Below are 20447 nucleotides of genomic sequence, written 5' to 3'. Positions count from 1 at the left end.
GTTTCGATCCCTGCGGGTGTCACCGAGGTTCGGATCCAGTCCCGTTGCCTCGTCGACGGGTGGAGCGGCCAGACCTATACCCTGAGCCTCGACTGAACGTCAGAACGCCCCCATGCTCAGCCCCGCGCCCAGCGCCATGCCAAGCTCGCGGCACTGTTCCAGTTCGGCTTCGGGAATGACCTTTTCCGCCAGTATCTGTTCGGGGGTCTGCGCGTGAGTACACACGATCATGGCGGGCTGAACCTCCTTCAGACGCCAGCCCTGCGCGATCCGGGCGACCTGGCGCACCGCATTTTCGCCATCTGACCCGGCGCAGACCATCTGCGCATAGGGTCGCCCCTCGATCCGGCCCAGAACCGGGTAATAGCAGCGGTCAAAGAAATCCTTCATCACGCCCGATATCGCCGCCAGGTTTTCGGGGCAACAAAAGACATAACCGTCTGCCGCCAGCAAATCATCCGGCCCCGCCTGATCGGCGGGTTTCAGCACCACCTGCGCCTCGCCGCGCGCACCCGCCCCGGCGGCCTCGGCCATCTGCCGGCTGCCGCCCGTGCGTGAATGGTAGACGATCAAAAGCTGTGCCATGACCCCGTCATACCCGGTGATAGGGGCTTCCGGCCAGTATCGTGGCCGCCCGGTACAGCTGTTCGGCCAGCATCACCCGCACCAGCATGTGCGGCCAGACCATCGCGCCAAAGGATATCGAGAAATCCGCCTCGGCCCGCAAGTCCGCGTCGATTCCGTCGGCCCCGCCGATGATCAGCGCCAGATCCTGCCGCCCGGCATCACGCCACCCGGCCAACTTGTCCGCGAAATCGGGCGACGAAAGCGTCCTGCCACGCTCGTCCAATGTGCAGATCACCGCGCCCTTGGGCAGCGCCTTGCGCAGCAAGACCGCCTCGGCGCCCATGCCCGCGTTCTTCTTGTCCTCGACCTCGATCACACATGCCGGGCCCAGACCCAGCGCCCGCCCCGTCCGGTCGAACCGGGTCAGATAATCGTCAATCAGGGATTTCTCCGGTCCGGCCCGCAATCGGCCGACCGCGCAGATGCTAACGCGCATTCAACTCTCGCTTCCGGCCCGAAATCGCAGGCCGGGATAGCGCCTCAGTTCGCCGAGGCGCTGCTACCCTGCGGCAGCCACATCTTTTCCAGCTGATAAAATTCCCGCACTTCGGGGCGGAAGATATGAACGACCACGTCGCCCGTATCGATCAGCGCCCAGTCGCCGGCATCCTTGCCTTCGACCTTGCAGGTGAATCCGAACTCCTGCTTGATGCGGTCCATCAGCTTTTCCGCCATGGCCGAGACCTGACGTGTCGAACGTCCGGACGCGATCACCATGTAATCCGCTACCGACGACTTGCCGCGCAGATCGATCTGCACAACGTCTTCGGCCTTGTCATCGGATAGTGAGGAAAGGATGCGCTCAAGCAGCTTTTCGCTGGTAAGCTGAGAGTGGGCCATCATTGCGGCCCCGTTATCGGCGGGCAAACCCGCCTGTGTACTGAGAGACAGGACATAGTCCTCCTTTGAAAAGCACCGGCCAACCCCCCGGCGCGGGGGTAAGTTGAATTTAGCAACCAAATTTTGTCATTTCAATGAAACCCGGCGTCACGGGCGCTCACTCTTCAGCAAGTTGTTGCGAAACCGTCTCTTTTCCGGCGTCATCGTTGAGCAGGCGAACCTCTCGCTGCGGGAACGGAATCGAGATGCCTTCGGCCTTGAACGCGTCCCAAAGCGCCAGAAACACGTTGCCCCGTATGTTGGTCAGGCCGGCCGTCGGATCGCTGATCCAGAACCGCAGGATGTAATCGACACTGCTGTCACCGAACCCGGTTATGTGACAGACCGGCTCATGCCCCGGCCCGGACAGCACCCGACGAACGGATTTGACCGCCTTGATTGCCACCGCGCGCACCTGATGCGGATCGTCATCATAGGCGGTGCCAAAATTCAGGTCCAACCGTACGAACCGATCCGAATGCGACCAGTTCACCACCTGGTTTGTGATCAGATCCTCGTTCGGTATCAGATACTCGCGGCCATCCCGCGTCACCACCGACACATATCGCGCGCCCAACGCATTGATCCAGCCAAAGGTGTCGCCCAACGAGATGACATCGCCCGGCTTGATCGAGCGATCCATCAGGATGATGATGCCCGAGATCAGGTTCGACACCACTTTCTGCAACCCAAAGCCGATGCCGACACCCACAGCACCAGATAGCAGGGCTATGCCGGTCAGGTCGAACCCGAGAGTCCTGATCGCAACCATCAGGACCAACCCATAAAGCGCCACTTGAATCGCCTTGGTCAAAAGCACCTGCATTGACGGTGTAAGGTCGTCATTCTGCTCAAGCCCGCGCGCGGCTGCCTGAGTAACCAGTCGCGTCAGCACCAAAAGGACACCGATCAGCAGCGTTGCCTTTAGAATACCCAATATGGAAATGTGCAGATCGCCGATAGAAATGGCGACGCCATCCAGGAACCCGGCCACATCATCAGTCAGATTCAGTGCGACCAGTGTCGCATAAACCCACATGGACCACTTGAAGATCTGCCTCAGTGTTCGGTTCCGAACCAGCCGCGCCAGAAAACCGATGATCAGCCACGCCGTCGCAAGGGTCGCGAAAACCCCGATGATGTAACTCCGCGATGGCCACGTCGCCTGCTGCATCACCAGATAGACCGCCCAGGACAACAACGCGAAATAGGCCAGCGTCAGACGGCGCATGATCTGCACCAGCACGCGCAGCCGCCATTTCGGCCAACCCTCGCGGGTGCGTGCCCACGCATCCCAGCGGTTTTTTGTCAGTACCTTCAGGCAATAGGCGATCGCCAGCAGAACCAGCAGAATCAGCATCTGGTATTGCCGCCAACCGGGGGTCAGGAACAGATCGACAAGTTTCGCGCCTTGCGTCGTGAACGCGTTGATCACGTCCGTGAACGTGGTCGGCAACAGGTCTGGGTCCATTCGCGTACCTCCTGCCCTCAGCATGGCCGGGCCGGGCGGCCAAGCGCAAGGCCCGTCGTGATGCCAAGATCAACCTTGATTGCCACTGTGCCCCGTTATATCTGGTGCACATGAGACACTACCCGGCTCCGAACCCGTATCTTCAGGACCGCGCGCGGTTGCGTGAACGGTTTTTCGGGGCTGCCCGCACGGTTCTGGCGCGCCTATAATCGGCGTCCAGCCACCATTTGCCAGCTATTCTCAAAAAACGGGAGAGGACCGATGTCCCCCAAGACACTCTATGACAAGATCTGGGATGCCCATGTCGCGCACGAAGCCGACGATGGCACCTGCCTTCTCTATATCGACCGCCACCTCGTGCACGAGGTCACCAGCCCGCAGGCCTTCGAAGGGCTGCGCATGGCGGGCCGCAAGGTGCACGCACCGGATAAAACCATCGCCGTACCGGACCACAACGTGCCCACCACGCCGGACCGCGTGAACGGGATCGAAAACCCGGAATCGCGCATCCAGGTCGAAGCGCTGGACAAGAACGCCAAGGATTTCGGCATTCACTATTACCCGGTGAATGACGTCCGTCAGGGCATCGTGCACATCGTCGGCCCTGAGCAGGGCTGGACCCTGCCCGGCATGACCGTGGTTTGCGGCGACAGCCACACAGCGACCCACGGTGCATTCGGCGCGCTGGCCCATGGCATCGGCACGTCCGAGGTCGAACACGTTCTGGCCACCCAGACTCTGATCCAGAAGAAGTCCAAGAACATGAAGGTGGAAATCACCGGCAAGTTGCAGCCGGGCGTGACCGCCAAGGATATCACTCTGGCCGTGATCGGTGAGACCGGCACCGCCGGGGGTACCGGCTATGTCATCGAGTATTGCGGCGAAGCAATCCGCGATCTGTCGATGGAAGGTCGCATGACCGTCTGCAACATGGCGATCGAAGGCGGTGCCCGCGCTGGCCTGATCGCGCCGGACGAGACCACCTTTGAATACGTCAAGGGCCGCCCCCACGCCCCCAAGGGCGCGCAGTGGGAAGCCGCGCTGAACTGGTGGAAAACGCTCTACTCCGACGACGACGCGCATTTCGACAAGGTCATCACCCTCAAGGGCGAGGACATCGCACCCGTCGTGACCTGGGGCACCTCGCCCGAAGACGTGCTGCCGATCACCGCAACCGTGCCAAACCCCGAGGATTTCACCGGCGGCAAGATCGACGCGGCCCGCCGTTCGATCGAATACATGGGGCTGACCGCTGGCCAGAAGCTGAGCGATATCGAAATCGACACCGTCTTCATCGGCTCCTGCACCAACGGCCGCATCGAAGACCTGCGCGCCGCGGCCGCGATCCTCAAGGGCAAGAAGATCAAGGACGGTATGCGTGCCATGGTCGTGCCCGGCTCGGGCCTTGTCCGCGCCCAGGCCGAGGAAGAAGGTCTGGCGGATATCTTCAAGGAAGCCGGGTTCGAGTGGCGTCTGGCCGGGTGCTCGATGTGCCTTGCCATGAACCCCGATCAGCTCAGCCCCGGCGAACGCTGCGCCGCCACCTCGAACCGCAACTTCGAGGGCCGTCAGGGCCGCGGCGGGCGCACCCACCTGCTGAGCCCGGCAATGGCTGCCGCAGCGGCAATCACAGGACGGCTGACAGACGTGCGCGAGTTGATGTAAGCTACCCTCATAATTGAATTTTTGAGGGAGAGACTGAAATGAGTGACTGGCTGAAACTGTTCCTTTTGGGAATACTGTTCATCGTGTTCGGGGTCATCGTCCTGGGCGCGCCTGTCGTGGCATCCGTGGCCATCGCGACGCTCACCGGAATCCTGCTGCTCATCGGCGGCGGGCTTCAGGTCATCGGCGGCTTCACCGTCGAAGGCACCGGTGCCAAGATCCTGTCCATCATCATGGGCGCGATCATGCTGTTTCTGGGCTGGTCATTCCTGTCTCATCCGCTGCAGGGCGTCATTTCGCTGGCCATGCTGGTTCTGATCCTGTTCATGGCCGGCGGTATCGCCCGCATCATCCTGTCGTTCCAGATGCGCGGAACACAGTTTTTCTGGCCCACACTGATCTCGGGCGTTCTGTCGATGGTTCTCGCCGCCATCATCTGGAACTACGCGGCGGAGGATCCCACCTGGCTGCTGAAACTGCTCGGCATCCTTCTGGGCATCGAGATGCTGTTCAACGGGTTCGGCCTGATCTTCATGGCGCTGTTCTTCAAGGGCGCCGGAAACCAAATCAAACAAGGATAGCGCGGGGAACGGGGCTGGCCCTCTCCCGCAGGAGTGAAAAAATGGAAAAGTTCGAAAAAGTCCACGGGGTGGCCGCCCCAATGCCTTTGATCAACATCGACACCGATATGATCATTCCCAAGGTCCACCTGAAAACCATCAAACGGTCGGGCCTTGGCGTCGTCCTCTTCGACGAGATGCGCTATAACGATGACGGCAGCGAAAAGCCCGATTTCGTGCTGAACAAACCTGCCTATCGCGAGGCTGAAATTCTGGTCGCGGGCGACAACTTCGGCTGCGGATCATCGCGCGAACACGCACCGTGGGCGATCAAGGATTTCGGCATCAAGTCGGTCATCTCGACCAGCTTCGCCGACATCTTTTTCAACAACTGCTTCAAGAACGGTATCCTGCCGATCGTGGTCACCCCCGACCAGCATGAGGTTCTGATGCAGGACGCGCACAAGGGCGAGAACGCGCGAATGACGATCGATCTGGAAACTCAGGAAATCACCACGTCTGACGGCGCGGTCATCAAGTTTGACATCGATCCGCACCGGAAACACTGCCTTCTGAACGGGCTGGATGACATCGGGCTGACGATGAAAAAGGCGGAACATATCGCAAAATTCGAATCAGAAGCGGCCCAATCCCGTCCCTGGGTGTAAGACTGACCCTACGTTAACCACAAAGGCCGCCCTGCGCGGCCTTTGTTCATTTGGGGCCGAATTTTACACAACCACAAAATGTAGTGCAAAATTATGAACACACGTCGAATTTGAGTCACCATTGATGCATTGCGGCACCACTCTTGCCATCTTTTTGCCTCAAATCATGTGTTTGTTGCCCTAGTGTCTTGAGAGGGATGTCTGTTGTCGGCACAAATATGCCTATAAGAGGCATCCGCTTTGCAAAGCGGGCACAAGTTGGAACAAGGGTGCGGCAAAGAACCGGCCTGTCCAGTTTGAAGGGATTCGGATAGTGTTTGCACGCACAACAGGGGCGGCGATACGTGGGTTGCTTGTGGCGCTTTTGGTGCTCACACCTGCGTTGTACCTGCCTGGTTCAGCTTCGAATGCGACAGAGATCGTGGTGTTCCTCGCGATTCTCGCATTTGTACTGACGTTTGCCGAATACAACTCCGCCTTTCCCAGCTTCATCGAATTCCGTGATGCGCCGCCTTTGAACCGGCTGCGGTTCGTCGGCCTGATGTCGATGGTCACCTTCCTGACATTGGTCTGCAAACACGTCTACGCGCCCACAGGATTGACCACCTTGTTTGCCGGTGTCGGCATACTGATCTCGAATGTCGTCGATTTCCCCTATTCGCCCGTGCGTCTGGTGGTCTTGATGCTGCCGCCGGATGCCAGTTCCGGTCTGGTCAATCTGGTGCGGATGTCGGCGGGAATCGCCTATATCGCCGCGCTGGTCACCGTGGCCACCTTTGCCTACGCGCTGCGCTTTCGCGGCTGGCCCCTGGGCAACGGGGCCTTCAACGTTTGGGTGAACCTTCCTCTTTTCGACCCGACAACCGGCGGCGATGTCGTTACCCGGTTGCAACGCGACGGTCGGCTCAACGTCACGGTGGGCGTGCTGCTGCCCTTCCTTATTCCGGCAGTGATCAAGCTGGCATCCGATGTCATCGACCCGATTTCGCTGGGCAATCCGCAAACCCTGATCTGGACCATGAGCGCCTGGGCCTTTCTGCCCGCCAGCATCATCATGCGAGGCATGGCCATGATGCGAATCGCCGGCCTGATCGAGGAAAAACGCCGCCGCGCCTATTCCACCGCCGAGGCCGCCCAGACCGCATGATCCGGGCCTTTCTGCCGCTTCTGCTGTTGCCAACGCTGGCACAGGCAGATGTTTTGCGTATCGCAACCTACAACACCGAACTCAGCCGCAAGGGCCCTGGCCTGTTGCTGCGCGACATTCAACGAAGCGACCCGCAAGTCACGGATGTTGTCACGGTGATTTCAACCGTCGCGCCGGATGTGATTGCCCTGCAAGGTATCGACTGGGACCATGACGGTTTGGCCCTGAACGCCCTGGCAGACCTGCTCAGCAAGGCAGGTATCGACTATCCCCACCGCTATTCCAGCCAACCCAATTCCGGCATCGAAACCGCGCTCGACCTTGACGGCGATGGGCGCACCTTTGGCCCCGGTGACGCGCAGGGTTGGGGCGAGTTTTCCGGGCAAGGCGGTCTGGCCGTCCTGTCCCGTTACCCGATCATAAACGAGGCGGTCGTTGAATTCACCAACCTCCTGTGGCGCGACCTGCCCGGCGCGCAACTGCCGCAGACGGCTTCGGGTCCCTTCCCCACGGCAGAGGCGCAGGCGCAACAACGCCTGTCTTCCACCGCGCATTGGGCGATTCCAATCGATGCGCCAGCGGGTCGGTTTCATCTGATGACCTTCCATGCCTCACCGCCGGTCTTCGACGGCCCCGAAGATCGCAACGGCCTTCGCAACCGTGACGAAATCCGGCTGTGGCAAGCCTATCTGGACGGCGCGCTTGGCCCTGCCCATGCTACGAAATTCGTCCTCGCCGGTGATGCAAATCTTGACCCGCACGACAGCGATGGTCGCACCCAGACCGTCCGCACCCTGCTGTCCGACCCACGCCTGCAAGACCCCGCTCCACAAAGCGCCGGTGCTGCGCGTGCCGGAAACCAGAACCACCGCTCGCCTGACGCACATGACACAGTGGACTGGCCCGGGATCGGTCGCTTTCGCGTCGATTACGTCTTGCCATCCTCGGACTGGTCGGTGGCAGATGCCGGGGTGTATTGGCCCGCCCCCGATGTGGACGGGCATGAGGCCGCGTCACGCGCCAGCCGTCACCGGCTGGTCTGGGTGGATCTCTTGGCCGAGTAGTCCCGCCGGGACCGCCGATGCCAGCGCGGTCGTGAAATCGGTTTGTACAAATGGGCCAACTAGGGTCTCAAAATGCGTACAATCCAGACAATTCGGCGTGTTCCACAAGTACCGCATCTCGATCAGGTGCCGCGCCATTGGCCAGAACGGCTGCGCCAGTTCAAGCGGCCACCACGACATTTCCTTTACCGAAACCGGTCGCCTCAGAACCCGCGACAACCCCTCGGCAATGTCTCGCCCGGTCACTGTGAACCCTGCAAAAGGCACCTCCGCGAACCGCGGCAATTCACCTCGGATTTCCGCCAAGGCAACGGCTGCACGGGCAAGATCGGGCAGATAGGCCCAGGCGTGCGGTATGTCCGGATCGCCGGGATAGACGAATTTGCCCTTTGCCAAAGGCTTGATCATGACCTGATCGAACCAGTTGCCCGAAGCTTCGGTGTCGATGAAATCCCCTGCCCGCAACAGGATCGTACGCACGGTCGAGGCGCGATAGGCCTCTTCCATATGTCTGCGAATTCGTCCCAGTGGATTGGTCGCCAGGTGTGGTGTCGCGCCCGACCACGGCCCCGGCGTATCTGCACCGAAGACATATACATTTCCCGGCACAATCACCGTCGAACCGCTGAGTTTCGCAGCCTCGATCACCTTTGCATGAAGGGGGACAACCTGCTTGGCCCACTCTGTATAGGGCGGGTTCCAGGCGTTTACGATCACATCCGCACCTTGTGCTGCAATCAGCAAGTCGTCTGACTTTCGGTCAAATCCGCGCACGGTCCAGCCAGCCTTTGCAAACGCCAATACAGCATTTCGGCCAAACCGTCCCGAGGCCCCGAGAACAAGTACTGTCTGTGTCATGAGTATTCTCCTCTTCTCGGGGGCAAGATACCCATTCGATTACGTTATTGAATTGCAGAAAAACGCAGATCATGTATTCATTTCTGAATGGATAAATCGCTCATTTCCGCTGACTGGTCCCTGATTCAAAGCTTTCTGGCTGTCGTCGAAACCGGTTCCCTGTCTGCCGCAGCCCGAAATCTGAACAGCAGCCAACCAACTCTGGGCCGTCAGATTCAGGCTCTGGAGCAATCCCTGGGCGTGTCGCTGTTCCACCGGCACACCCGTGGTCTGAGGCTGAGCGATACTGGCGCGCAACTGTTACCCATGGCAATCCGCATGCGCGATGCCATGCAGGAGATTTCACTGATCACCGCAGGCGAAGCCAAGAGCCTTGCAGGTACGGTCAGGATCACAGCCTCGGTCTATGCTTCCCACCACAACCTTCCGCCAATCCTTGCCCGCATCCGAGAGTTGGAGCCCGAAATTCAGTTGGAATTGGTGCCGACCGACGCCACCGAAAACCTGTTGTTTCGCGAGGCGGATATCGCCGTTCGCATGTACCCGCCCCGGCAACTCGACATTGTGGCACAGCACATCACGGATATCGAACTGGCCGCATTTGCCGCCAAATCCTATCTGAACCGCGCAGGAATGCCTGAGAAAATCGAAGATCTGATGGACCATGATCTCGTCGGGCTGGACGCGGACGAGGCGATCATCACCACGATGCGAGAAATGGGATGGCCTGCCACGCGCGGGATGTTCGTCGTGCGGTGCGACAACCACAGCGCTTATTGGGAACTGGTGCGCGCCGGATGCGGCATCGGCTTTACGCAGCGCTCTGTGGGACAGGCCGATCCGACAGTGCAAGAGCTGCCGTTCGATCTGCCCATCCCACCTCTGCAGGTCTGGCTGGCCGCGCCGCAAGCCATGCGGCAAACCCCCCGCATTCGCCGTGTATGGAACCTGTTGGCGGAGGGTTTGCTTGGGTTGAACCGTTAGGCCGGAAGCGGGCCAGTATGAGTTCCGCGTGGTGGATAGTTGTTATCCAGCGCGTATTTGATGCCACCCTTGATATCCGCCACGGACGGACGACCAAACGGTGTCGATTGCTGCCAGGCAAAATACAAAGAGCGATCCGGGGCGACATAGAAATGGCCGGGTTCGGCGAAATAGGGCGCCTCGGCGGTGCCTTCACGGCCTTTCGACATATACAGCCCCCAATCATCCCGCGCCGCCGCAAGCGGCAGACCGTGCCCGACGCGCAAGCGAGAGGTTCCGGCCTTTTCGACGGTTTGCGCCGCGCGTTCCGCCGTATCCGTGCTGAGCATGATGACTTCGACACCAAGTTCGGCAAAGTCATCCAGCGCTGCCTCCAGCTCGCCCATCTGCCGGACGCAGATCGGACAGTGCACGCCTCGATATTGAATCACCAGCGTTCCGTTTTTCCCTTTGTCCCGGTCCAAGTCGAAGCTTCCGTGCGCCACGGTTTCGATTTTCAGTTCAGGGACCGCATTTCCCGGTATCAGCATGTATTTTCCTCGTGTTTTGGCCGGATCGTCTCATTGACCCGTTGCCGCGCACACGCTAGGGCGATGGCAACGAAACGCAAGGAGACCGTTCATGCCCAACCCTTCGCTCCTCATCCTGCCCGGAGACGGAATTGGCCCGGAAGTTATGGCCGAAGTGCGCAAAATCATCGACTGGTTTGGTACAAACCGCGGTCTTCACTTTGACGTGAGCGAAGACCTGGTGGGCGGTGCAGCCTATGATGTGCACGGCAAGCCGCTGGCGGACGAGACCATGGCCAAGGCGCAGGACGTGGATGCTGTGCTGTTGGGTGCCGTAGGCGGGCCGAAATATGACGACCTGGATTTCAGTGTGAAGCCCGAACGCGGGCTGTTGCGTTTGCGCAAGGAAATGGATCTCTATTCCAACCTGCGCCCCGCCCAGTGCTTTGACGCGCTGGCCGATTTCTCGTCGCTGAAAAAGGACATCGTCGCGGGTCTCGACATCATGATCGTGCGCGAACTGACCTCAGGCGTCTATTTCGGAGAACCGCGTGGCATCTTCGAGGAAGGCAACGAGCGCGTGGGCATCAATACTCAGCGCTACACCGAAAGCGAGATCGAACGTGTTGCCCGCTCGGCCTTCGAACTGGCAATGCGCCGCAACAAGAAGGTCTGCTCTATGGAGAAGGCCAACGTGATGGAATCGGGCATTCTGTGGCGCGAGGTGGTGACCCGCGTGGCCAAAGATTATCCAGAGGTCGAATTGAGCCACATGTACGCCGACAACGGCGCCATGCAGCTGGTGCGCGCGCCGAAACAGTTTGACGTGATCCTGACCGACAACCTGTTCGGTGACATCCTGTCCGATTGCGCCGCGATGCTGACCGGCAGCCTGGGCATGCTGCCCTCGGCGTCGCTGGGCGCCCCCATGGCCAATGGCCGCCCCAAGGCGCTTTACGAGCCCGTACACGGCTCGGCCCCTGACATCGCAGGTCAGGGTAAGGCCAACCCCATCGCCTGTATCCTGAGCTTCGCCATGGCGCTGCGCTACAGTTTTGATAATGGGGCCGAGGCTGACCGTCTGGAAGCGGCGGTTGAAAAGGTGCTAGCCGATGGTGTTCGCACCGGCGACCTGCTGGCCGATGAAGGCGTCAAACCGGTGTCGACCACGGAAATGGGCGCTGCCATCATCGCCGCGTTGGACAACAGCCTGTAATTTCTACTGGCCTGCGGCGGATGTTTCTGCCGCAGGCTCTGCGACCGGGCTGTGCGGCTGGTAGTGCGCCACCCGCTCGGCATGATGCAGTATCCTGTCAAGCCAGCGCATCGCGTCGGTATGCGCAAAGACTTCTTCCAGAGAATAAAGCCCTGCATGTTCCCCCAGCATCATCGCGCGGCGGTGGCGCTTGGCCCGACGCTGGACAAGCGCTTGCAAGCGCAGCAGGCGGACCGCGACCGTCGGAGACGCCAGATCGCCGGCCGCCAGCGACAGCGCCACGCCTGCAGCCAAGCCGGGTCTGCGCAACAGGCGGTCCGACAACAGCGTTTCCATCCGGCCTCTCTGTCCGGCCCGGCGCAACAGACGGTCCAGATGATCAATTTGATGAAGCAAGGCGGCAAAGGCTTCTTCTTCGGCCGCTCGCCCTTCGGTGAGACGAATGGCGGCAAGGTATTTCCTCAACTCCTCCAACGCGTCAGCGCATACGCCAAGAGCCGCGAGAGGGCGCAAATCCGGTTCGGGCTGCAGAGCCGATCCGATTGCAGTGAACAACCGCGCCGCAATGGACGAAACGGCTGTCTGCGCCGCGAGAATGGCGGTACCCGGATCGCTGAGCAGCCGTTCGTCAAGGTCGATCAGACGCTCCCGCTTGTCGGGCAGAATGCGCGCAACCAGACCAGAAAACTGGCGTGTTATCGGTAGGAACAACGCTGTTCCGGCCAGATTGAACCCGGTGTGGAAAACCAGGAGCGAGGTCATTTCGTCGGTTGACGCCGCGATATGCTCCAGATTCGTACGGAACAGGAACAATAACGGAAACGCGATCACGGATGTCGCAATGTTGAAGATCAGGTTGGCAATCGCCGTTTGCCGCATCGGAACCGATCCACCCAGAGAGGCAAGCAGGGCGGTGAACGTGGTGCCGATGTTCATGCCGATGACAAGGCTGGCCGCCTGGATCATCGAAATCGCCCCCGCCGACAGCATCACCAGCGACAAGGCCATCGCGGCGCTTGAGGATTGCATGAGAATGGTGATGGCTGCACCTGCTCCCACCAGCGTCAGCAACCCCAGAAAGGTTGCACCCGGCAGCATGGCAGGCGTCACGGTCTCGGTCAGATCGCCCATTCCCGTCTGCATCAGTTCCAACCCGACGAGCAGCAGGCACAGGCCGGACAACACCCGCCCGAACCGGGCCACCGGCCCATGTGCCAGCAAATCGACCAGCGCGGCCGGGAACAGCAAGGCCAAGGCCACGTTGCCCAGTTTGAGCTTGAAGCCCAGAACGGAGACCAGCCAGCCGGTCGCGGTCGTGCCGATATTGGCGCCGTAGATCACGCCCATAGCTTCGGGCATCGTCAGCAAGCCGGCCCCCACGAAACCGACTGTCATGACCGTCGTCGCGCTAGAGGATTGCACAACAGCAGTCGTCGTCGCCCCCGTCAGCACGCCGCGCAAAGGTGTGGTGGTAAACGTCGTAAGAATGCGGCGCAAACGACTGCCAGCAACCTCGCGCAAGGCGTTGGTCATGATTTCCATGCCCACAAGGAACATGCCAACGCCACCAACCAGATAGAATAAATTCCCGTTCATGCCAGACCCTCGATTGAGCCTACCGTCTGACAATTGCCGCCTTCCGGCAAGAGAGGCAATTTCCCGAGCTACTATCAGAATCCCTCTTGCAACTGTATGCCCGCGAGTATAGATCACCCGCCACGGTCGGAGTGTAGCTCAGCCTGGTAGAGCACTGTCTTCGGGAGGCAGGGGCCGGAGGTTCGAATCCTCTCACTCCGACCAATAAAACAAGGCCTCTGACTGGGCCTTTTTTGTTTTCCGGTTTGTTAAACTGCCCCTTTTTTTTTGACCGTCATCGGCGTCAAGGAGCCTTTTGAGACGGTTTTCCAAGCATATGCTGTAATCGAGACCAGATTGCGTTTAAGCCCACCATTGGTCGATTGCGGCAATGTCCTCATCGGACCAGCCGAAATGATGGGCGAACTCGTGAATTACGACATGGGCGATCAACTCGTCCAGTTCGACGTCACCACGCTCACGCCACTCAGTCAGAATGGGTTGACGGAAGAGCCAGACGGAATCTGCTGGTAGCGCCACATCGGAAAACGATTTCTCGGTCATCGGTATCCCCTCGTAGAGCCCAGTCAACTCAAGGGGGTCAGCGATACTCAGTTCATTCAAAATGTCGGGCGTCGGCCAATCGGAGATGCGCAGGATGACGGCCTCGGCTGCGGGACGGAACGCCATTGGCAGCGAGGCGATGGTATCACGGGCGATCTTCTCAAAGTGGTCGAGGTCGTTTTGCATGCCACGGATATGGCATCTGGGAGCGGCACAGTGAAGCATGAAACACAATGTGGCAAAACCAAGCGCCGTAGTTGGCCGCTCTGCTTGGGTTTTGGCCGTCGTTCAATAACCCATCTGGCTGCTGCCCAAGGGATCATGACCAGGTGCCACCAACAAGGTTGGCCATCGCAGCACAGACCTTTACAACGGCTTGGCATTTTAAAACGGAGACTCGGCACCTTCTCAATCCGCCGTCGATCCTTCGGTATCGCGGCGGGCGTGCATACGGGCCTTGACGATGCGACCCACGAAAAGCGGCAAGATGAAACCTGCGATAGCAACCGCCCACAGGGCAATCGACAATCCGCTGTCGACCAGCGTCCAGTAGTCCCCGTTCGAGATCGTAACCGCGCGACGCAAGTTGTTTTCCATCGTGTTGCCCAGCAGCGTCCCCAGAATCACCGGCACCAGCGGCACATCAAGCTTACGCAAGACCCAGCCCATCACACCAAAGCCAATCATGACCAACAAGTCGAATGATGAACCCGAGATTCCGTAGATACCAACGAAACTAACCATCGCCACGATCGGCATCAGAATACGCGGTGGCACCATGAGTACGCGGGTAAACAGCCCGACCATTGGTATGTTCATGGCCAGAAGCATAAAGTTTGCAATGAAAAGTGCGGCGATCAGCCCCCAGACAACATCCGGGTTCTGTGAGAACAGCAACGGGCCAGGCGTGATATTGAGCGAAAGAAGAACGGCTAGCAACACCGCCGTGGTACCAGATCCCGGCACACCCAACGCCAGCATGGGCACCAGCGCGCCACCGGCGGCGGCATTGTTTCCCGCTTCGGGCGCGGCCACCCCTCGCGGGTCGCCTGTGCCGAAGCTGTTTTTCCGGTCGACCAACCGCTTTTCCATCGAGTAGGAGATGAAAGACCCAAGCGATGCCCCCGCACCCGGCAAAACGCCCGCGATAAACCCCAGACCGGATGCCCGCAGCATAGTGGCAAAGGTCGATTTCAACATGCTCCACGAGGGCGTCAATCGACCCACCTGAACTTTTTTTCTATCGGCGTCGGCCTCGCCGTGGCGATGTTCGAGGAAGATAAAGACCTCTGACAAGGCGAACAGCCCGACGATGGCAACAAGAAAGTCGAGGCCATCATAGAGATGCACCTCGCCGAAAGTCAGCCGCGGCACGCCAGTCTGGGTATCTACCCCGATCACGGCAAGACCAAGCCCTAGCATCGCGGCAAAGGCAGATTTCGCCTGATTGGTTGACGACACGCCTCCTAGCGTCGCGAAGGCCAGTACGAACAGCGCGAAATATTCGGCGGGGCCGAAGAGCAGGGCAAACTTGACCAGTTGCGGCGCCAGCAGGATGAGGCCCCAGGTGGCCAGAAATGCGCCGACAAAGCTTGCCACACCAGATAACGAAAGCGCTTCGCCCGCCTGTCCCTTCAACGCCATCGGATGGCCGTCCAGGCACGTCATCATCGCTGGCTCATCTCCGGGTATATTGAGAAGGATCGAGGAAATCCGGCCTCCATACATGGCCCCGTAGTAGACCGAGGTGAGCAGGATCAGCGAAGGCGTAGCCCCTAGCCCAAGCGTGAAAGCCAAGGGAATGAGGATGGCGACGCCGTTCGAGGGGCCAAGCCCCGGCAAAGCGCCCATCATAGTCCCCAGAAACGTGCCAAGCAGGGCAAGCGCGAGGTTCTGGAGGGAAAGTGCGGTGGCAAAGCCGTCGCCGAGCGAGGCAAGAATGTCCATCAGAGTATCCCTTTCTCAGAATCCGAGCGGACCGCGTGCAAGCGACAGTCCAAGAATGAGTTTGAATACGACGTAAATGCCGACCGAGGTCAAAACGCCGACCAGAACCGCCTGCAGTGGCCCGGTTCCAAGCCGCCAGGTCAGGTAGGTGGCAGCCAATGCAGTGGCGATGACAAAGCCCAGAGAGCCAAGCAATTCTGCATAGAGAACCATCACCACAACAGCGGCAAAGATCTCGGCCAGCCGCGCGAGGCTTGGCCACTCCGGCTCGGCATCGGGGCGCAGTAAAATGGCAAGCGAGGACAGGCCCAGGATCACGGCAATTGCGAGCGGAAAGGTTTTCGGCCCGACGGCGTCCGACAGAAAGCTTTCTTCAATCTGCAGCGTCGCCCATGCATAGAACAGTGCCAGACAAATGCCGAAGGCTCCGAAAATGCGATCGCTCATGCGGTTCTCCCTGAATTGGGTGCGCGGCAGGGCACGGCCCCGCCACGGCACGTGGTTAAAGCGTTATTTGATGATTCCGATGTCGCGCGAGATCTGCTGGATCTGCACCACGGAGTCGGACACGAAGGCTTGGAAATCGGCCCCTTGCAGGTCAAGCGGGGCCAGACCGTTGGCTGCCATCACCTCTTTCCACTCGTCCGAAGCGTAGAGGGTCCCGATCTTCTCGACCCATTCTCCATAGGCCTCGTCGGACATGCCACCGGGCGCATAGAAACCACGCCAGTTGGCGCCAATTGCATCAATGCCCTGTTCCTTCGCCGTCGGGAAATCCGCGAATTCGCCTGTCAAACGTTCAGGACTTAGCACCGCGATAACGCGGATATCGCCTGAATCGACGAACCCCTTGGCCTCTGAGATATCACCGGTGAAGGCCTGAACCGAACCGGCAAGCAACTGTGTCACTGCCTCACCACCGCCGTCAAAGGCAATGTATTTCACGCTGCGCACATCGTCGATCCCATAGGCGTTTGCGGCGATCAGTACTTTCAGGTGATCCCAGCCTCCCACGGCTGAACCGCCTGCAATCGACACACTGGTCGGGTCCGCCTTGATCTGGTCTAGCAGCTCGGGAAGCGTCTGAACTGGACTGTCCTTGGACACCGCGATCACGCCGTAATCGGCACCGATCGAGGCCAGCCAGCGCACCTGATCCATTGTGTTGCCGGGATAGGCCCCTTGTGCCAGGCGGGTTGCCGTAGCCGACGAGGCCGCAACGATCAACTCGTTGTCATCGCCACGCTTGTTGACCACCTCGGCAAAAGCCACGCCGCCGCCGCCGCCAGCCAGATTGACCACCTGCATCGTCTTGTCGATCAGCCCGAGATCCTGAAGCGATTTGCCCACTTGCCGGCAGGTGAAATCCCATCCTCCGCCGGGGTTGGCTGGCGCGATGCATTCCTGCGCCGCGGCGCCGGTAGCAAGGCCAAGACCCGCAGCCGCAATGGCCGCGCGAACCAGATTTAATGCCATAACATTTCTCCTCTGTGGTCTCCGGCTCATCTCCTCAGCCGAAGTTCCCGAGCACAATACAGGTTGAAGCTGTCACCAACCTGTCACATCCTTTTCGAAAGGAAGGAGGGCGGATGCGGGTTCTGCTGGTCGAAGATTCCGAGGATTTGGCCGAGGCCACCCAACGGCGGTTGTCGCGTTCGGGGATGGCCTGTGATCTGGCGGCGAACCTGGCCGATGCGCGGGCCTGTTTCGAGGTTCAATCCTATGATGCCGTCATATTGGATATAAATCTGCCCGACGGCGCCGGAACAGACCTCTTGAGCGAAATGCGGCGCGCCGGGCAGGTCGTCCCGGTATTGATGCTGACAGCGCAGTTCTCTGTCGATGACAAGCTGTCGGCCTTCAGCCTTGGAGCTGACGATTATCTGGTGAAACCCTTTGATCATCGCGAACTGGAAGCACGGCTTCACGCAATCCTGCGCCGCGAACAGGCTGACAGATCTGCCGAACAGATTGTGGGGGAGCTGAGCTATAACGCGACGTCCGGCATCGCCACGCTTGCCGGTCGGCCCCTTGATCTGACCCGGCGTGAGTTCTCACTACTGGGGCTTCTGGTTAAGAACCGCGGGCAGGTTCTGTCAAAAGAGCGGCTGATCGATGGGCTTTACGCCTTTGATGACGCGGCGCCAGGGGTGAACGCCATCGAGCTTTACGTGGCGCGCCTGCGCAAACGGCTGGCTGGCGGCAATGTCGAGATTCAAACCCTGCGCGGGCTTGGCTACAAACTGGACGCGACTGACGCTGTGGAAGAGCGCGATCGGATTCCATGACCAAACCTGCCCGCACCACTCCGTCCCTGTCGCTATCGGCCCGTTTGGTAATCGGTTTGACCGGGCTCTTGATCATCGGGGGCGTGGTCCTTTCAATGGCGGCCTTTGCCTATGGCCGTGCGGCGGCGCGAGAGGCCTATGACAGGTTGCTGATGGGTGCCGCCAATGACATTGCAGCCTCGGTCTCGGTTATTGACGGCCTGCCCATCGTCGATCTGCCGGTTTCGGCATTTGAACTTCTGGCCCTCGCGTCCGACGATCGCGTCGCCTATCAGCTGCGCGGCCCGGATGGCCAAGTGCTGACGGGTTACGACAGCCTTCCACTTCCGCCCGACAATGCGCCGGATACGGTTATGTATGATGCTGAGATCAGCGGCGAGGCGGCTCGGTTCATCAGGGTGACGAGAAGGTTTGCCGAACGCCGCTTTTCCGGGCAGATCGAAATTGTCGTCGGACAAACGATGCTTGCCCGCAACGAACTGGCATTCGACATCACACGGAATGCGCTCGGCGGGCTCGCCGTGGGCGGGTTGGCCATGCTCGCCTTTGCGGTTGTTGTCGTGCGCCGGTCGCTGCGCCCGCTCGACCGTCTTGCCAACAGTCTGACGGCGCGAGACCCCCGCGACCTGACCCGCATCGACGCATCGGTCCCGCGTGAAGTGGACACGATGGTGCAGGCCATCAATGGTTTCATGGGCCGATTGAATCAGCAGTTCGCGACAATGAAGAACCTGATATCTGACACCGCCCACCAGCTGCGCACACCGGTTGCTGCTCTGCGTGCTCAGGCTGATCTGGCCGCGGACGAAACCGACGCGGTCCAACGCGCTCAAATCGTGGAACAGATTCATGACGGAACGGTTCGCCTCAGTCACCTGCTGGATCAGATGTTGTCGCGTGCCATGGTCATCCATCGTGGTGATGCAGCCCGCCGCGAACAAGTCGACCTGCGAGACATTGCGCTTGATATCTTCGAGGAGGGCGACTACCGCCTACTCGCACCGCAAGCCGAAATCCGGTTGGAGATCGGCGAAACGCCTGTGTTTGTCATGGCCGACGCGCTGTCCCTGACCGAGGCGGCCAAGAATCTACTTGGCAACGCACTGGCACACGGGCGCTCTCCGGTGACGATAGGCGTTCATCAGAGCGGAAAGACGGTCTGCCTTTGGGTGCAGGATTCCGGTCCAGGCCCGTCTGCTGACATCCTCAAGGCTCATGGTCAAAGATTCACAACCCGAAGCGCGCGCGGTACGGGTCTTGGCCTGTCGATTGCCCAAGCAGTGGCCAACGCTTTTGGCGGGCGGCTGGAGATGGAGGCGGGTGCGCAAGGATTCCGTGCCTCAATCGTGTTGCCCGGAAAGGTGGCCTGATGATCCGCTGTATCATCTTTACGATCCTGCTTTGCTTCGGCTTCATGGCAAGTCCGGCAGGCGCGCAAGAAGACGTTCGCATGTTTGGCCCACCTGATGCCGTAATCAGCCTTACCCTTCGCACGACAACCGACATTTCGATTTTTGCGCCAACCATCACCGATTTTCTTGCCACACGACCGGATCTGTCGATCCGATATGAACAATGGGGATCAAACGAACTTTACACCCAGACGGCACGCGATTGCACTATTGGAGCGGCGGGAGCCGATATTGTGATCAGCTCCGGCGTTCATCAGGTTGTGAAGCTGGTCAACGACAACTGCGCAGCAACCTGGATGTCTCCGGAAACCCGTTCCCTGCCAGAATCGCTGCGCTGGCGTGACCAGGTCTGGGGCATTTCACGTGAACCGGCGGTAATGGTCTATAATCGGGATCTGGTGCCACCGGACGAGGTCCCGCGCACCCGTTTCGATCTGCTAGATCTGCTGAGGCCGGACGGATCGCCCTATGCCGGGCGAGTCGCCACTTATGACATTGAATCCTCCGGGCTTGGATATCTATTTGCCTACATGGATTCGCAAGAGGCGACGAGTTTTGGCGGGTTGCTGGAAGCCTTTGCAAGATCCGGCGCCGTCGCAACCTGCTGTTCGGCCGAGATCATTTCAGGCGTGAGCAACGGTGATTATCTGGTCGCCTACAACGTTCTGGGGTCATACGCAGCCGAGGCTGCGACCGCTGACCCCACACTCGGCATCGTCGCACCGGAAGACTACACGCTGATCCTGTCACGGGCTGCTATCCTGCCAGGAAGCCAGCCCAGCCCACACGCCACAGCGTTTTTGGATTACATACTGTCCACAGAAGGGCAACTGATGATGACAAAATCTCATCTGGTGACCCCCTCCATGGCGCCGTTTTCCGCGGATGAGTTAGAGGAAACGACCGCCAGAACGCGATTGATACAGCTTGGACCACCACTCCTTGTTGCTATGGACCGGATGAAATCAGCCCAATTCCTGTCACGATGGCAACAGGCACTGTCCCGTTGATCG

At 59.8% G+C, this 20447-nt stretch carries 21 protein-coding genes and 1 tRNA gene; 11 read left to right on the top strand and 11 right to left on the bottom strand.

What is annotated here, in order from left to right; translation table 11 throughout:
• Nucleotides 1–99: 99 nt before the first annotated feature.
• The 4 genes from AC2FNB_RS09980 to AC2FNB_RS09965 form a co-directional block, all read right to left on the bottom strand.
• Nucleotides 100–585 (bottom strand): flavodoxin family protein, encoded by a 486-nt coding sequence (locus AC2FNB_RS09980; RefSeq protein WP_496746033.1) that lies wholly within the window; start codon nucleotides 583–585, stop codon nucleotides 100–102.
• Between the two features lie 7 nt (nucleotides 586–592).
• Complete coding sequence (gene rlmH, locus AC2FNB_RS09975; protein ID WP_496746031.1) at nucleotides 593–1063, bottom strand: 23S rRNA (pseudouridine(1915)-N(3))-methyltransferase RlmH; 471 nt, start codon at nucleotides 1061–1063, stop codon at nucleotides 593–595.
• A 44-nt stretch (nucleotides 1064–1107) separates the two neighbouring features.
• Nucleotides 1108–1470, bottom strand: a complete 363-nt coding sequence (rsfS, locus tag AC2FNB_RS09970) for a ribosome silencing factor (RefSeq protein WP_480750628.1) — start codon at nucleotides 1468–1470, stop codon at nucleotides 1108–1110.
• 154 nt (nucleotides 1471–1624) lie between these two features.
• A complete protein-coding gene (locus AC2FNB_RS09965) occupies nucleotides 1625–2977 on the bottom strand; it encodes a mechanosensitive ion channel family protein (protein ID WP_480750629.1) in 1353 nt (450 codons plus the stop codon).
• Nucleotides 2978–3238: 261 nt separating this feature from the next.
• On the opposite strand from AC2FNB_RS09965, the gene leuC reads away from it, so the two are divergent.
• From leuC to AC2FNB_RS09940, 5 genes are all read left to right on the top strand, one after another.
• Nucleotides 3239–4642, top strand: coding sequence for a 3-isopropylmalate dehydratase large subunit (gene leuC / locus AC2FNB_RS09960; RefSeq protein ID WP_496746029.1), 1404 nt, complete (start codon nucleotides 3239–3241; stop codon nucleotides 4640–4642).
• A gap of 38 nt (nucleotides 4643–4680) precedes the next feature.
• Nucleotides 4681–5223 (top strand): HdeD family acid-resistance protein, encoded by a 543-nt coding sequence (locus AC2FNB_RS09955; protein WP_496746027.1) that lies wholly within the window; start codon nucleotides 4681–4683, stop codon nucleotides 5221–5223.
• 41 nt (nucleotides 5224–5264) lie between these two features.
• The gene (gene leuD, locus AC2FNB_RS09950) at nucleotides 5265–5870 is read left to right on the top strand and encodes a 3-isopropylmalate dehydratase small subunit (RefSeq protein WP_496746025.1); all 606 of its coding nucleotides are present in this window, start codon (nucleotides 5265–5267) and stop codon (nucleotides 5868–5870) included.
• Between the two features lie 313 nt (nucleotides 5871–6183).
• A complete protein-coding gene (locus tag AC2FNB_RS09945) occupies nucleotides 6184–7017 on the top strand; it encodes a hypothetical protein (RefSeq protein WP_480750633.1) in 834 nt (277 codons plus the stop codon).
• Entirely contained in the window at nucleotides 7014–8081 is a 1068-nt protein-coding gene (locus tag AC2FNB_RS09940; RefSeq protein ID WP_496746023.1) for an endonuclease/exonuclease/phosphatase family protein, read from the top strand. The genes AC2FNB_RS09945 and AC2FNB_RS09940 overlap by 4 nt, the downstream gene beginning before the upstream one ends.
• Here the strand turns inward: AC2FNB_RS09940 and AC2FNB_RS09935 are convergent.
• Nucleotides 8031–8939 carry a Rossmann-fold NAD(P)-binding domain-containing protein gene (locus AC2FNB_RS09935; RefSeq protein ID WP_496746021.1) on the bottom strand — a complete coding sequence of 303 codons (909 nt, stop codon included), beginning with the start codon at nucleotides 8937–8939 and terminating at the stop codon, nucleotides 8031–8033. The genes AC2FNB_RS09940 and AC2FNB_RS09935 overlap by 51 nt on opposite strands.
• An 87-nt stretch (nucleotides 8940–9026) precedes the next feature.
• Between AC2FNB_RS09935 and AC2FNB_RS09930 the strand changes: the two genes are divergently transcribed.
• Nucleotides 9027–9923: a LysR family transcriptional regulator gene (locus AC2FNB_RS09930; RefSeq protein ID WP_496746019.1), complete on the top strand. Its 897-nt coding sequence runs from the start codon at nucleotides 9027–9029 to the stop codon at nucleotides 9921–9923.
• Here the strand turns inward: AC2FNB_RS09930 and AC2FNB_RS09925 are convergent.
• A complete protein-coding gene (locus AC2FNB_RS09925) occupies nucleotides 9920–10453 on the bottom strand; it encodes a redoxin domain-containing protein (RefSeq protein ID WP_496746017.1) in 534 nt (177 codons plus the stop codon). The two genes, AC2FNB_RS09930 and AC2FNB_RS09925, sit on opposite strands and share 4 nt — an antisense overlap.
• Nucleotides 10454–10544: 91 nt before the next feature.
• Between AC2FNB_RS09925 and leuB the strand changes: the two genes are divergently transcribed.
• Nucleotides 10545–11648, top strand: a complete 1104-nt coding sequence (leuB, locus tag AC2FNB_RS09920; protein ID WP_480750638.1) for a 3-isopropylmalate dehydrogenase — start codon at nucleotides 10545–10547, stop codon at nucleotides 11646–11648.
• A gap of 3 nt (nucleotides 11649–11651) precedes the next feature.
• Here the strand turns inward: leuB and AC2FNB_RS09915 are convergent, their stop codons facing one another.
• Complete coding sequence (locus AC2FNB_RS09915; protein WP_496746014.1) at nucleotides 11652–13244, bottom strand: Na/Pi cotransporter family protein; 1593 nt, start codon at nucleotides 13242–13244, stop codon at nucleotides 11652–11654.
• A gap of 127 nt (nucleotides 13245–13371) precedes the next feature.
• On the opposite strand from AC2FNB_RS09915, the gene AC2FNB_RS09910 reads away from it, so the two are divergent.
• Nucleotides 13372–13448: transfer RNA gene (locus AC2FNB_RS09910), tRNA-Pro, on the top strand.
• Nucleotides 13449–13586: 138 nt separating this feature from the next.
• Here the strand turns inward: AC2FNB_RS09910 and AC2FNB_RS09905 are convergent.
• From AC2FNB_RS09905 to AC2FNB_RS09890, 4 genes are all read right to left on the bottom strand, one after another.
• Nucleotides 13587–13973, bottom strand: a complete 387-nt coding sequence (locus AC2FNB_RS09905; RefSeq protein ID WP_480750650.1) for a metallopeptidase family protein — start codon at nucleotides 13971–13973, stop codon at nucleotides 13587–13589.
• A 222-nt stretch (nucleotides 13974–14195) separates the two neighbouring features.
• Nucleotides 14196–15734 carry a tripartite tricarboxylate transporter permease gene (locus tag AC2FNB_RS09900; RefSeq protein ID WP_480750651.1) on the bottom strand — a complete coding sequence of 513 codons (1539 nt, stop codon included), beginning with the start codon at nucleotides 15732–15734 and terminating at the stop codon, nucleotides 14196–14198.
• A gap of 15 nt (nucleotides 15735–15749) precedes the next feature.
• Complete coding sequence (locus AC2FNB_RS09895; RefSeq protein ID WP_480750652.1) at nucleotides 15750–16181, bottom strand: tripartite tricarboxylate transporter TctB family protein; 432 nt, start codon at nucleotides 16179–16181, stop codon at nucleotides 15750–15752.
• A gap of 63 nt (nucleotides 16182–16244) precedes the next feature.
• Nucleotides 16245–17210 (bottom strand): Bug family tripartite tricarboxylate transporter substrate binding protein, encoded by a 966-nt coding sequence (locus AC2FNB_RS09890; RefSeq protein ID WP_480750653.1) that lies wholly within the window; start codon nucleotides 17208–17210, stop codon nucleotides 16245–16247.
• A 113-nt stretch (nucleotides 17211–17323) separates the two neighbouring features.
• Between AC2FNB_RS09890 and AC2FNB_RS09885 the strand changes: the two genes are divergently transcribed.
• From AC2FNB_RS09885 to AC2FNB_RS09875, 3 genes are read left to right on the top strand one after another with little or no spacing between them, the layout of a single operon-like run.
• A complete protein-coding gene (locus AC2FNB_RS09885; protein WP_480750654.1) occupies nucleotides 17324–18022 on the top strand; it encodes a response regulator in 699 nt (232 codons plus the stop codon).
• Nucleotides 18019–19392: a sensor histidine kinase gene (locus AC2FNB_RS09880; protein WP_496746011.1), complete on the top strand. Its 1374-nt coding sequence runs from the start codon at nucleotides 18019–18021 to the stop codon at nucleotides 19390–19392. Before AC2FNB_RS09885 ends, AC2FNB_RS09880 begins: the two co-directional genes overlap by 4 nt.
• The gene (locus AC2FNB_RS09875; protein ID WP_496746009.1) at nucleotides 19392–20444 is read left to right on the top strand and encodes an ABC transporter substrate-binding protein; all 1053 of its coding nucleotides are present in this window, start codon (nucleotides 19392–19394) and stop codon (nucleotides 20442–20444) included. Before AC2FNB_RS09880 ends, AC2FNB_RS09875 begins: the two co-directional genes overlap by 1 nt.
• Nucleotides 20445–20447 lie beyond the last annotated feature (3 nt).

This window comes from Ruegeria sp. BHSB058 (assembly GCF_059613285.1).
The sequence above is the reverse complement of the archived record's forward strand: the minus strand, read 5'-3'. Positions and strand labels throughout refer to the sequence as shown.

Coding starts and splice junctions, on each gene's coding strand:
- AC2FNB_RS09980 (WP_496746033.1), bottom strand. CDS start 585: ATGGCACAGCTTTTGATCGTCTACCATTCACGCACGGGCGGCAGCCGG.
- rlmH (WP_496746031.1), bottom strand. CDS start 1,063: ATGCGCGTTAGCATCTGCGCGGTCGGCCGATTGCGGGCCGGACCGGAG.
- rsfS (WP_480750628.1), bottom strand. CDS start 1,470: ATGATGGCCCACTCTCAGCTTACCAGCGAAAAGCTGCTTGAGCGCATC.
- AC2FNB_RS09965 (WP_480750629.1), bottom strand. CDS start 2,977: ATGGACCCAGACCTGTTGCCGACCACGTTCACGGACGTGATCAACGCG.
- leuC (WP_496746029.1), top strand. CDS start 3,239: ATGTCCCCCAAGACACTCTATGACAAGATCTGGGATGCCCATGTCGCG.
- AC2FNB_RS09955 (WP_496746027.1), top strand. CDS start 4,681: ATGAGTGACTGGCTGAAACTGTTCCTTTTGGGAATACTGTTCATCGTG.
- leuD (WP_496746025.1), top strand. CDS start 5,265: ATGGAAAAGTTCGAAAAAGTCCACGGGGTGGCCGCCCCAATGCCTTTG.
- AC2FNB_RS09940 (WP_496746023.1), top strand. CDS start 7,014: ATGATCCGGGCCTTTCTGCCGCTTCTGCTGTTGCCAACGCTGGCACAG.
- AC2FNB_RS09935 (WP_496746021.1), bottom strand. CDS start 8,939: ATGACACAGACAGTACTTGTTCTCGGGGCCTCGGGACGGTTTGGCCGA.
- AC2FNB_RS09930 (WP_496746019.1), top strand. CDS start 9,027: ATGGATAAATCGCTCATTTCCGCTGACTGGTCCCTGATTCAAAGCTTT.
- AC2FNB_RS09925 (WP_496746017.1), bottom strand. CDS start 10,453: ATGCTGATACCGGGAAATGCGGTCCCTGAACTGAAAATCGAAACCGTG.
- leuB (WP_480750638.1), top strand. CDS start 10,545: ATGCCCAACCCTTCGCTCCTCATCCTGCCCGGAGACGGAATTGGCCCG.
- AC2FNB_RS09915 (WP_496746014.1), bottom strand. CDS start 13,244: ATGAACGGGAATTTATTCTATCTGGTTGGTGGCGTTGGCATGTTCCTT.
- AC2FNB_RS09905 (WP_480750650.1), bottom strand. CDS start 13,973: ATGCAAAACGACCTCGACCACTTTGAGAAGATCGCCCGTGATACCATC.
- AC2FNB_RS09900 (WP_480750651.1), bottom strand. CDS start 15,734: ATGGACATTCTTGCCTCGCTCGGCGACGGCTTTGCCACCGCACTTTCC.
- AC2FNB_RS09895 (WP_480750652.1), bottom strand. CDS start 16,181: ATGAGCGATCGCATTTTCGGAGCCTTCGGCATTTGTCTGGCACTGTTC.
- AC2FNB_RS09890 (WP_480750653.1), bottom strand. CDS start 17,210: ATGGCATTAAATCTGGTTCGCGCGGCCATTGCGGCTGCGGGTCTTGGC.
- AC2FNB_RS09885 (WP_480750654.1), top strand. CDS start 17,324: ATGCGGGTTCTGCTGGTCGAAGATTCCGAGGATTTGGCCGAGGCCACC.
- AC2FNB_RS09880 (WP_496746011.1), top strand. CDS start 18,019: ATGACCAAACCTGCCCGCACCACTCCGTCCCTGTCGCTATCGGCCCGT.
- AC2FNB_RS09875 (WP_496746009.1), top strand. CDS start 19,392: ATGATCCGCTGTATCATCTTTACGATCCTGCTTTGCTTCGGCTTCATG.